The sequence below is a fragment of the Streptomyces panaciradicis genome (assembly GCF_023516615.1).
Lineage (GTDB): Bacteria > Actinomycetota > Actinomycetes > Streptomycetales > Streptomycetaceae > Streptomyces > Streptomyces panaciradicis.
The window spans coordinates 1-10,758 of record NZ_JAMGBF010000235.1 but is presented as its reverse complement, the minus strand read 5'-3'; the positions used below and the strand labels follow the sequence as shown (position 1 = coordinate 10,758).

Sequence of the window (10,758 nt, the reverse complement as noted above, 5' to 3'; positions counted from 1 at the left end):
CATCCCCACCGCCGCCGAGCCGGCCGTGCCCGGTGACGAGGCGATGGAGCGCCGTATCACCGCGTGGAACCGCTGGAACGCGGCCGCGATGGTGACCCGGGGCAGCAAGTACGGCGTCGGCGGCCACATCGCCACCTTCGCCTCCGCGGCCTGGCTCTACGAGACCGGCTTCAACCACTTCTTCCGCGGCAAGGAGGCCGACGGCTCGGGCGACCAGCTCTACATCCAGGGCCACGCCTCCCCCGGCATCTACGCCCGCGCCTTCCTCGACGGCCGGCTGAACGAGACGCACCTGGACAACTTCCGGCGCGAGTCCGGCGGCAACGGCCTGCCCTCCTACCCGCACCCCCGCCGCCTGCCCTGGCTGTGGGAGTTCCCGACGGTGAGCATGGGCCTCGGCCCGCTCTCCGCCATCTACCAGGCCCGCTTCAACCGGTACCTGACCGCGCGCGGCATCAAGGACGTCTCCGACTCGCACGTGTGGGCCTTCCTCGGCGACGGCGAGATGGACGAGCCCGAGTCGACGGCGGCGCTCGCGCTCGCCGCCCGCGAGGGCCTGGACAATTTGACCTTCGTCATCAACTGCAACCTGCAGCGCCTCGACGGCCCGGTCCGCGCCAACTTCAAGATCGTGCAGGAGCTGGAGGCCCAGTTCCGCGGCGCCGGCTGGAACGTCGTGAAGTCGCTGTGGGGCTCCGCCTGGGACGAGCTGTTCCGGCTCGACACCACCGGCGCGCTCGTCCGCCGCCTGCGCGAGGTACCGGACGCCCAGGTGCAGACGTACCAGACGCGGAACGCCGCCTACATCCGCGAGGACTTCTTCGGCAAGGACCCGGCGCTCGCCGAGATGGCGAAGCTGCTGAGCGACGACAAGATCCTCGAGTGCTTCCACCTCTCCCGCGGCGGCCACGAGTCCCGCAAGGTGTACGCGGCGTACAAGGCGGCCGTCGAGTTCAAGGGCGCCCCGACCGTGATCCTGGCCCAGACCGTCAAGGGCCACACCCTCGGTGAGGGCTTCGCGTCGAAGAACGCCAACCACCAGATGAAGAAGCTCTCGGTGGACGAGTTCAAGGCGATGCGGGACCTGCTGGAACTGCCCATCTCCGACAGCCAGTTCGTCGACGGCGTGGTCCCCTACGGCCACCCCGGCGCCGACTCCCCCGAGGTGCGCTACCTCCAGGAGCGCCGCGCGGCCCTCGGCGGCCCGGCCCCGGCCCGCCGCGTGCACCCCGTGGCCCCGCTGCCGGCCCCCGCCGAGAAGGCGTTCACGGCCTTCGACAAGGGCTCCGGCTCCCAGAACGTCGCCACCACCATGGCCTTCGTCCGGCTGGTCAAGGACCTGGTCCGCGACAAGGAGACGGGCAGGCGCTGGGTGCCGATCGTGCCCGACGAGGCACGCACCTTCGGCATGGAGTCGCTCTTCCCGTCCCTCGGGATCTACTCCCCCAAGGGCCAGACGTACGAGCCGGTCGACCGCGACCAGCTGATGTACTACAAGGAGGCCAAGAACGGCCAGATCCTCAACGAGGGGATCACCGAGGCCGGTTCGATGGCCGACTTCATCGCCGCGTCCACCGCGTACGCGACGCACGGCGAGGCGATGATCCCGTTCTACATCTTCTACTCGATGTTCGGCTGGCAGCGCACCGCCGACCAGATGTGGCAGCTCGGCGACCAGCTCGGCCGCGGCTTCCTCGTCGGCGCCACGGCGGGCCGCACCACGCTGACGGGCGAGGGCCTGCAGCACGCCGACGGCCACTCGCCGGTCATCGCGGCGACCAACCCGGCGGCGCTGACGTACGACCCGGCGTTCGCGTACGAGGTCGCGGCGATCGTCAAGGACGGTCTGCGCCGCATGTACGGCGAGGCGGCTCCCGGCGAGGACCCGAACGTCTTCTACTACCTCACCGTCTACAACGAGCCGCTGCCCCAGCCGGCCAAGCCCGCCGTCGCGGGTGTCGACGAGGGCATCGTCAAGGGCCTGTACCGCTTCAACACGGCGGAGTCGGCGGGGCTGTCCCCGGCGGCCAACGCCCCGCGCATCCAGCTGCTGGGCTCCGGCACGGCGATCCACTGGACGCTCCAGGCGCAGAAGCTGCTGGCCGAGGAGTGGGGCGTCGCGGCCGACGTCTGGTCCGCCACCTCCTGGACCGAGCTGCGCCGTGACGCGCTGGAGGCCGACGAGGCCCTGCTGCGCGGCGAGGAGCGTGTGCCGTACGTCCGCCGGGCGCTGCACGGCGCCGAGGGCCCGGTCCTCGCGGTGTCCGACTACATGCGCCAGGTCCCGGACCAGATCGCGCAGTGGGTCGAGCAGGACTGGTCCTCGCTGGGCGCGGACGGCTTCGGCCTCTCCGACACCCGCGAGGGCGCCCGCCGGCACTTCGGCGTCGACGCCGAGTCGATCGTCGTGGCCGCGCTGGCCCAGCTGGCGCGGCGCGGCGAGGTGAAGGCCACGGCCGTGAAGGAAGCGCGCGAGAAGTACGGGCTGTAGTTCGGCCGCAGGTGAGTGGGGGCTGGTCGCGCAGTTCCCCGCGCCCCCAGGAGGGGCGCGGGGAACTGCGCGACCAGCCGTATACGGCCCGCACCCGGACACGCACCATGATGGCCCCATGCGTGCTGCCCGCCTCATCAAAATGGTGCTGCTTCTGCAGTCCCGGCCCTCCATGACCGCCGCCGAACTCGCACGGGAGCTGGAGGTGTCGGAGCGGACCGTCACACGGGACGCGCAGGCGCTGTCGGAGGCGGGCGTGCCGGTGTACGCGGACCGGGGGCGGGCCGGCGGCTACCGGCTGATCGGCGGGTACCGGACCCGGCTGACCGGGCTCGCCCGCTCGGAGGCCGAGGCGCTGTTCCTGTCCGGGGTGCCGGGCGCGCTGCGCGAGATGGGGCTGGAGGACGCCGCCTCCGCGGCCCGGCTGAAGGTCTCGGCGGCCCTGCTGCCGTCGCTGCGGGACGCGTCCCGCACCGCGGCCCAGCGCTTCCACCTGGACGCCCCGAACTGGTTCACCGAGCCCAAGGCGCCCGCGCTGCTGCCCGCGGTGGCGGACGCGGTGTGGGACGACCGGCGGATCACCGCGCGCTACCGCGGCCGGGACACCGAGGTCGAGCGGACCCTGGAGCCGTACGGGCTCGTGCTCAAGGCGGGGGTCTGGTACCTGTGCGGGCGGGTCGCGGAGCGGGGCACGTACCGGGTGTACCGGATCGACCGCTTCACGGCGGTCGACGGCGGCGAGGAGCGGTTCGAGCGCGACGAGGACTTCGACCTGCCGGCCTTCTGGGACGAGCGGGCGGAGCAGTTCGCGCGGTCGATCCTGCGGGACGAGGTCGTCGTACGGCTCTCGGAAGCGGGAGCGCGGGCGCTTCCCCACGCCGTCGACCCCGCGGCCGCGCGGGAGGCGCTGGCGGCCGCCGGCTCCCCCGGCCCGGACGGCTGGGTCACGCTGACCCTGCCGGTGGAGTCCGAGGAGGTCGCGCACGCGCAGCTCGCGGGGCTCGGCCCGGAGGTGGAGGTACTGGCGCCGCCGCGTCTGCGGGAGCGGTTCGCGAGCGACGCCGCACGGCTGGCCGCCCTGTACGGGACATAACAATCCGCCGCACTCCACGTGCGCCCCACCCGCCCAGGGCCGATGCTGTACCCGTGATGGACGAGACGGAGTTCTGGGAGCTGGTGGACGCCGCCCGCGAGGCCGCCGAGGGCGACCCCGAGGAGCAGGCGGACCTGCTCGTGGACCGGCTGCTCCAACTGGAGCCCGACATGGTCCTGGACTTCGCCCGTCATTTCGAGGCCCGCTACAACCGCGCCTACACCTGGGATCTGTGGGGGGCCGCCGCCGTGCTGCTGAACGGCGCCGGCGACGACACCTTCGACTTCTTCCGCTGCTGGCTGATCGGGCAGGGGCGGGAGGTGTACGAGAGCGCGGTGCACCATCCCGACGCCCTGGCCGGCCTCCTGGACGACTTCGACGAGGAGCTCGACGGCGACGGGGAGGAGCTGGGGTACGCGGCCGACGAGGCGTACGAGGAGCTCACCGGGACGGTGGCACCCGACCTCGGCATCGCGCCGGCGCCGCCCGAGCCGGAGGGGACGCCGGTCGACCTGGAGGACGACCGGGCGCTGGCGGAGCGCTATCCGAAACTGTGGGAACGGTTCAGGGACTGACGTGTGACGTGAACAGGGGGACCATGGCCCGCATCCCGTACCCGGAGCGTCCGGCCGACGGTGTTTCGAAGCTGCCCGTGCCGCTGAACGCCTTCCGGATGCTCTCGCACGCCCCGCCGCTGACGGACACGGCGATCGAGATGGGCCTGGCCGTGCTGCGGGAGTCGACGCTGCCGGTCCGGCTGCGCGAGCTGGTGGTGCTGGCGGTGGCGGCCGGCACGGAGTGCGAGTACGAGGCCGTCCAGCACGGTCCGGTCGCGCTCGCCTCGGGCGTGACGCCCGAGCAGCTGGCGGCGATCTCCGAACGGCGTTCGGCGGGCCGAGAGTTCGACGAGACGGAGTCGGCGGCGGTGACCGCGGCCTTCGAGCTGGTGGCCCGGTGCACCCTGTCCGAGGCCACGCTGACGGCGCTGCGCGCACGCTTCACCGACCGGCAGGTCGTCGAGATCGTCACGACGACCGGCTACTACGTCATGCTCGCGGGCCTGATGAACGGGCTCGGGGTGGACGTCGACCCGTCCGGGGAGCGGTTCCTGGGACTGGCCGGGGACGAGGGCCCGCGCTAGCGCTTCAGAGCGCGGCGGTGCGCCTGCGGGAGGAGTCCGACGGGATGTAGGCGTGCGTCTGGTCGGCGACCGCGTGGTGCAGGGGGGCCGCGTTGGCCTGGTCGAGCGCGGACGCGGTGACGGCCGCGGGGCCGAGGACGACGGCGGCGGCCGCGCAGAGCGCGGCCCACGGGCCGAACACGCCTTTGGTCCGGCCTTCGGTCTTGTGCGTGGCGCTGCTGTGACTGTTCACTTCTTCCCCACCTTCGGTAAGTGCGTGTGCATGACGATAGGGACGGTGCCTCAGGACGGTCCGTGAGGCCGCTGGGAGAAACCTGTGAGGCCATGAGCAGCCCGTACGTGAGGGAGCTGACACGCGAGGAGCATCTCGCGCACCTGCGGCTGCACCCGGACGTGAGCCATCTGCAGATCCCCGAGTGGGGCGGCGTGAAGCCGGACTGGGTGGCGGAGAGCGTGGGCTGGTTCGAGGGGAAGCTGTTCGTCGCGGCGGCGCTGGTGCTGTACCGCCCGCTGCCCGGGACGCGCCGCTTCCTCGCCTACCTTCCCGACGGGCCCGCGATCGACTGGTCGGACCCGCGGCTGGAGCGCTGGCTGGACCCGCTCGTCGCGCACGTCCAGGAGCGCGGGGCGTTCGCGGTGCGGATCGGGCCGCCGCTCGTCGTACGGCACTGGGAGGCGGCGACCGTCACGGCGGGGATCGCCGACCCCGCCGTACGGCATCTGCGCGATCTGCCGGCGGTCGGTGTCGACGGGTTCGCGCTGGACGCGGCCGAGCGGCTGGGGCGGCTGGGGTGGCGGCGGTGCGAGGAGGGCGACGGCAGCGGGTTCGGGCTGGGACAGCCCCGCTACGGCTTCCGGATCCCGCTCGCCGGGCGGTCGGCGCAGGACCTGCGGCAGGGTCTCGCCCCGCACTTCGAGCAGGCGCTGGGCACGGCGGAGCGGGCGGGCGTGCGGGTCTCCTGGGGTACCGCCGCCGACCTGTCCGACTTCCACCGCCTGTACGAGGCCACCGCAGCCCGCGACGGCTTCCGGGCCCGCCCGCCGGAGTACTTCCGGCGCATGTGGAAGGCGCTCAACGCCGAGGACGACGACCGGCTGCGCCTCTACCTCGCCGAGCACGACGGGTTCGTGCTCTCCGCCGCCCTCATGGTCAACGTCGGTCCCCGGTCCTGGCACTCCTACCCCGCCTCCGGCCGCCAGGGACGTGAACTGCGGCCCAGCAGCGCCCTGTTGTGGCGCATGCTGTGCGACGCGCGGGCGGCGGGCGCCGAGGTCTACGACCTGCGCTCCATCACCCCCGTCCTCGCCGGGGGCCGGTTGCTGGGGCGCCTGCGCTTCAAGGCGGGCACCGGCGGGCGGGCCGTGGAGTACCTCGGGGAGTGGGAGCGGCCGGTGGGCGGTCGGGGGAAGGTGCTGCAGCGGGCGGTACGGGTGTACCTCGGGCGGCGCTGACGCTACGGCGTCCTGCCCTGGAGCCGGGCCGCCAGGGCCCTGATCTCCGGGAGGCGGGCGGAGAGGGCGGCGCCGGGGCAGGAGGTCATGTAGCCGTCGTCGTGGCCGGCGAGGGCGGGGAGGGTGGCCGTGGTGCCGGCCGTGTAACGGCTGAGGCTGTTGCTGGAGGTCAGCCGGACCCGGGAGCGGGGGTCGATGTCGGCGACGCCCAGTTTCCAGGCGGCGAGGGCGGCGATCGCGTCGGTCATGGCCTTGGGGACGGGGACGCCCGCGGTGAACGTGCCGAGGGCGGCGATGCCCGCGGTGCGGTGGTTGAAGCCCTGGGTGTGGGCGCCGGTGACGGGGCGGTCGACGCCGCCCGCCCGGCCCTCGTAGATGGTGCCGCAGCGGTCGACGAGGAAGTTGTAGCCGATGTCGTCCCAGCGGCGGGCGCCGGTCTGGCCGGCGTAGAGGTAGCGGATGATGCGGGGCGCGTCGGCGCAGGCGTAGCCGTTGGGCGAGTCGGTGTGGTGGACGAAGACGGCGACGACCTTGTCGTCGTAGCGCGGGGGCGGCTGCGCGTGCCGGGTGAGGTCGTCGAGCCAGACGGAGCGCGGCACGATGGGCGGCCTGGCGGCGGTGTGCGCGGCGGGCACCGGGCGGGCCGGGGCGGGCCGGACCCGGCGCCCCGCGTTCGCGTGCTGGACGCCGTCCACGCACAGCACGAGACCGAAGACGGCGGCGAGCCCGATGAGACAGGCGAGCCCCATCCGCGCGCTCCGCGGCAACCGGAACCCCCGCCCCACCCCACGACACCCGACGGGAACCCTGCGCCCGGCCGGCATCCCCGACGCACCCTCGGCCGGCCCGGACCCGGCCGGCGCCCCGCTCACGGCAGGACCGGCGGCCGGTGCCTCCGTTCCCTGCCGGGCGGCCGTCCTGCCGGCGCGCAGGGCGTGCAGCAGGCGCTGCAGCCTGAGTGGGCGCCGCGCCCGGGTTCGGGGCAGCGTGGCGCGTATGCGCGCTGGGCGCCGGCTTCGAGGCACCCGCGATCTTCGGACCCGCATGGGTCCACTCTCGGCCGGAAAGGCTTCGCCCGCGATGTGCGCTGTGCCACCCGGTGGAACCATCCTCCTGGTCCGCGACGTTTTTCCCGGTGAAGGGGGGCCGGAGGGCGACACGCACGCACGCGACTGATCATCGGGACCGTCCCGCGCGTACTTAGGGGTCTGAGGGAAAGGCGGCTCTGTGGACCTGCTCGACATCCTGCTGATGCTGGTGGTTCTGGCCTACGCGGCGTCCGGCTACCGGCGCGGCCTGGTCGCCGGCTGCGTCTCGCTCGCCGGGTTCGTCGGCGGAGCCGTCGTCGGCGTGTGGGTGCTGCCCTGGATGATGGACCTGGTGACGGCGGGGACGACCCGGGCGACGGTCACCGCGGTGCTGACCGTGCTGGTCCCGGCGGTGGTGGGACACGAACTGGCCGGGCGGCTGGCGCTCAGGCTGCGCCGCGAGCTGGACCGGGGGCCGCTGCGGGTGGCGGACGGCGTCGGCGGCGCCGCGGCCAACTCGGTCGCCGTGCTGATCGTGGCGTGGGTCGCCGCCAGCGTGGTCGGAGTCTCCTCGTCGCCGCTGGTCACCACCGCGATCCGGGACTCGACCCTGCTCGGCGCCGTGCAGAACCTGATGCCCGACACCACCCCGACCTGGTTCTCCCGGGCCACCTCCGCGCTGACCCAGGCGGGCTTCCCGCAGGTCTTCAACCCGTTCGAGAACGAGTCGACGGCGAGGGTGGCCAAGCCCACCGGCGACAGCGTCACGGCCGCCGCCACCAGTGCCGCCAAGCGCAGCACGGTGAAGATCGAGGGCGCCTCCGGCAACCAGGGCCGCGAGGGCAGCGGGTTCGTGTACGCGCGCGAGCACGTGATGACGAACGCGCACGTGGTGGCCGGCATCGACAACCCGACCGTGCGCATCGGCGGGGTCGGGCCGTCGTACGACGCCCAGGTGGTGCTCTTCGACCCCGACAAGGACGTGGCCGTGCTGTACGTGCCCGGTCTCAGGGCACCGGTGCTGAAGTTCGACCGCGGTGCCGAGCGCGGCGACTCGGCGGTGGTCGCCGGCTATCCGCAGGACGGTTCCCTGGACCTGCAGGCGGCGACGGTCGCGAGCCGGGTCGACGCCACCGGCCAGAACATCTACGGCGACGCCACGGTGACCCGCGAGATCTACTCGATCCGCTCCACGGTCCGCCCGGGCAACTCCGGCGGCCCGCTGCTGACGACGGACGGCCGGGTGTTCGGTGTCGTCTTCGCCCGCTCGACCTCCGACAACGAGACCGGCTATGTGCTGACGGCGGCCGAGGTGTCCGCCGACGCCCGGCGCGCGGCGCGATCGACGGCCGGGGTGGACACGGGCGATCTGGTCACGTCGTAGCGCGGTCCGCGGGCCGATGATGGAGGGCCGGTCCCCCACACCCGCCGGAGGCTGCCGTGCCCGTGTTCTTCCTGATCTCCCTGCTGGTGGCGGGAGGCGCGCTCTTCCTGGTCGTGCGCCGGCGGCGCGAGGCGGCCAACCGCGACCAGGTCAGAGACTGCACCCCATGAGGACGTCGTCCACGTACGCGCCCTGCAGCAGGAACTCGCCAGGCAGCACGCCCTCCACCACGAAGCCCTCGGCCTCGTAGAGCCTGCGGGCCGGGGCGTTGTGCCCGAGGACGCGCAGGGTGAGCCGGCGGGCGCCCTGCCGGCGGGCCTCCTCCCGCACCGCGCGCAGCAGCGCCCGCCCGACACCGCCGCCGCGCGCCTCCTCGGATACGACGAGGCCCTGGATCTGCCGGACGTGCGCGTTGCAGGCGAGCGGGGTCGGATAGCCCAGCCGGACGTATCCGACGACCGTGCCGTCGAGTTCGGCGACCAGGTGGTCACGGGGGCCGAACCGCTCGTTGTAGAAGGACTCGTACGGCGGCCGGGGCCGCGGCTGCACGGAGTGCAGCGGGGACCAGGCGGCGCGGTCGAGGCGGCCCAGTGTCTCCTCGTCGTCGGGCGTGGCATGACGTATGTGGGGAACGACCATGACGGCCACCTTATGAGCCCTCTGAGGAGAATGAGTCCATGGAACGATCTCGAATCGCGGTGGCCGGTGCGTCCGGGCTGATCGGCGGCGCCCTGGCGCGGTCCCTGGAGGCGGACGGGCACGAGGTGGTGCGGCTGGTGCGGCGGGCCGCCCGGTCCGGGGACGAGGTGTGCTGGGACCCCGAGGGGCGGTACGTGGACGCCGACGGGCTGGCCGGGTGCGACGCGGTGGTCAACCTCGCCGGCGCGGGGGTCGGCGACCGGCGCTGGACCGACGCCTACAAGGAGCGCATCCGCAACGGGCGGGTGCTGGGCACGGCGGCGCTGGCCGAGGCGATCGCCGGGCTGCCGGAGGGGCCGCGGGTGTTCGTGAACGGCAGCGCGATCGGGATCTACGGCGAGACCGGCGACCGGGCCGTCGACGAGAGCGCGCCGTCCGGCCGCGGGTTCCTGCCGGAGCTGTGCGTGGAGTGGGAGGCGGCCGCGGCGCCCGCGCGGGAGGCGGGCGTGCGGACCGTGTTCGCGCGGACGGGTCTGGTGGTGTCGGGCCAGGGCGGCGCCTGGGGACGGCTGTTCCCGCTGTTCAAGGCGGGGCTCGGGGGACGGATGGGCGACGGGCGGCAGTACTGGTCGTACATCGCGCTGCGGGACGAGGTGGCCGCGATCCGGTATCTCATCGACACCGACGGGCTGTCCGGGCCGTTCAACCTGACGGCCCCGAACCCGCTGACGAACCGTGAGATCACCGCGGCCATGGGGCGCGTGCTGCACCGGCCGACGCTGTTCCCCGTCCCGGCGCAGGTGCTGCGGACCGTGCTCGGCGAGATGGCCGGGGACGTGCTGGGCAGTGCGCGGGTGCTGCCGAAGCGGCTGCTGGAGTCGGGCTTCACGTTCACGTACCCGGAGATCGAGCAGGCGATCCGCGCCGCCCTGTGAGGGCCACCCTGCGCAGCGACGGCGTGACCGCATGCGACCGCTGTGCGACCGTGCCCTGTCCATGCGCGACTGCACTTGACCGGTCTCAGCCCTAACCTCGACCCGAACTCGGGTATCCCTGGAGCCTGTTGGGGGCATCACGTCTCCACCGGCCGCGCAACCTCGAGGAGGGGCACGTGCTTGAGCCCGCGTACCAGGCGGACGTCGTGATCGTGGGGGCCGGCGTGGCCGGCCTCTCGGCGGCGCATCGGCTGAACAGCGCAGGAGTGACGACCGCGGTTCTGGAGGCCGCCCCCTGTGCGGGGGGCCGGATGTCGACCGAGAAGGTCGACGGGTTCCGGCTCGACCGCATCGGCCAACTGCTGTCGACGGCGTATCCGGAACTACGTCTGACCCCCGGCCTCGACGCCCTCGTGCTGCGCCCGTTCGCGCCGGGCGTCCTGCTGCACAGCGACGGCCGGCACCACCGGGCGGGGGCGGTGGCGAGCGCGGGGGGCGCACGGGGCGCACTCCACGCCGTACGTGCCCTGGCGAGCGCCCCTCGCGCTACGGCCGCGCCACGGGCGAGCGCCCCGCTGGGCACCGCCGTCGACCA

General features: G+C 73.5%; 12 protein-coding genes. 9 read left to right on the top strand and 3 right to left on the bottom strand.

Annotated features, from left to right (window positions below):
* From aceE to M8J74_RS42330, 4 genes are all read left to right on the top strand, one after another.
* Positions 1–2,491 (top strand): pyruvate dehydrogenase (acetyl-transferring), homodimeric type (gene aceE, locus M8J74_RS42345; protein ID WP_249841490.1); only part of this gene is annotated, 2,491 nt, incomplete at its 5' end.
* 118 nt (positions 2,492–2,609) lie between these two features.
* Positions 2,610–3,584, top strand: a complete 975-nt coding sequence (locus M8J74_RS42340; RefSeq protein ID WP_249841489.1) for a helix-turn-helix transcriptional regulator — start codon at positions 2,610–2,612, stop codon at positions 3,582–3,584.
* A 56-nt stretch (positions 3,585–3,640) separates the two neighbouring features.
* Entirely contained in the window at positions 3,641–4,159 is a 519-nt protein-coding gene (locus tag M8J74_RS42335; RefSeq protein WP_249841491.1) for a DUF4240 domain-containing protein, read from the top strand.
* Between the two features lie 8 nt (positions 4,160–4,167).
* Positions 4,168–4,725, top strand: coding sequence for a carboxymuconolactone decarboxylase family protein (locus M8J74_RS42330; protein WP_249841488.1), 558 nt, complete (start codon positions 4,168–4,170; stop codon positions 4,723–4,725).
* Positions 4,726–4,729: 4 nt separating this feature from the next.
* Here the strand turns inward: M8J74_RS42330 and M8J74_RS42325 are convergent, their stop codons facing one another.
* A complete protein-coding gene (locus M8J74_RS42325; protein ID WP_058925744.1) occupies positions 4,730–4,957 on the bottom strand; it encodes a hypothetical protein in 228 nt (75 codons plus the stop codon).
* 92 nt (positions 4,958–5,049) lie between these two features.
* Here M8J74_RS42325 and M8J74_RS42320 point away from each other — a divergent pair, with 92 nt between their 5' ends.
* Entirely contained in the window at positions 5,050–6,177 is a 1,128-nt protein-coding gene (locus M8J74_RS42320) for a lipid II:glycine glycyltransferase FemX (protein WP_249841487.1), read from the top strand.
* Between the two features lie 2 nt (positions 6,178–6,179).
* On the opposite strand, the gene M8J74_RS42315 is transcribed toward M8J74_RS42320, so the two are convergent.
* Positions 6,180–6,926 carry a peptidoglycan recognition protein family protein gene (locus tag M8J74_RS42315; RefSeq protein ID WP_249841486.1) on the bottom strand — a complete coding sequence of 249 codons (747 nt, stop codon included), beginning with the start codon at positions 6,924–6,926 and terminating at the stop codon, positions 6,180–6,182.
* A gap of 478 nt (positions 6,927–7,404) precedes the next feature.
* Between M8J74_RS42315 and M8J74_RS42310 the strand changes: the two genes are divergently transcribed.
* Positions 7,405–8,589, top strand: a complete 1,185-nt coding sequence (locus M8J74_RS42310) for a MarP family serine protease (RefSeq protein WP_249841485.1) — start codon at positions 7,405–7,407, stop codon at positions 8,587–8,589.
* A 56-nt stretch (positions 8,590–8,645) separates the two neighbouring features.
* On the top strand, positions 8,646–8,759 hold the full coding sequence (locus M8J74_RS42305; protein WP_107416168.1) for an LPXTG cell wall anchor domain-containing protein: 114 nt from the start codon (positions 8,646–8,648) through the stop codon (positions 8,757–8,759).
* On the opposite strand, the gene M8J74_RS42300 is transcribed toward M8J74_RS42305, so the two are convergent.
* Positions 8,740–9,228 carry a GNAT family N-acetyltransferase gene (locus M8J74_RS42300; RefSeq protein WP_249841484.1) on the bottom strand — a complete coding sequence of 163 codons (489 nt, stop codon included), beginning with the start codon at positions 9,226–9,228 and terminating at the stop codon, positions 8,740–8,742. The two genes, M8J74_RS42305 and M8J74_RS42300, sit on opposite strands and share 20 nt — an antisense overlap.
* Before the next feature lie 38 nt (positions 9,229–9,266).
* On the opposite strand from M8J74_RS42300, the gene M8J74_RS42295 reads away from it, so the two are divergent.
* On the top strand, positions 9,267–10,163 hold the full coding sequence (locus tag M8J74_RS42295) for a TIGR01777 family oxidoreductase (protein ID WP_249841483.1): 897 nt from the start codon (positions 9,267–9,269) through the stop codon (positions 10,161–10,163).
* 176 nt (positions 10,164–10,339) lie between these two features.
* A partial coding sequence (locus M8J74_RS42290; RefSeq protein ID WP_249841482.1) for an NAD(P)-binding protein occupies positions 10,340–10,758 on the top strand: 419 nt, incomplete at its 3' end.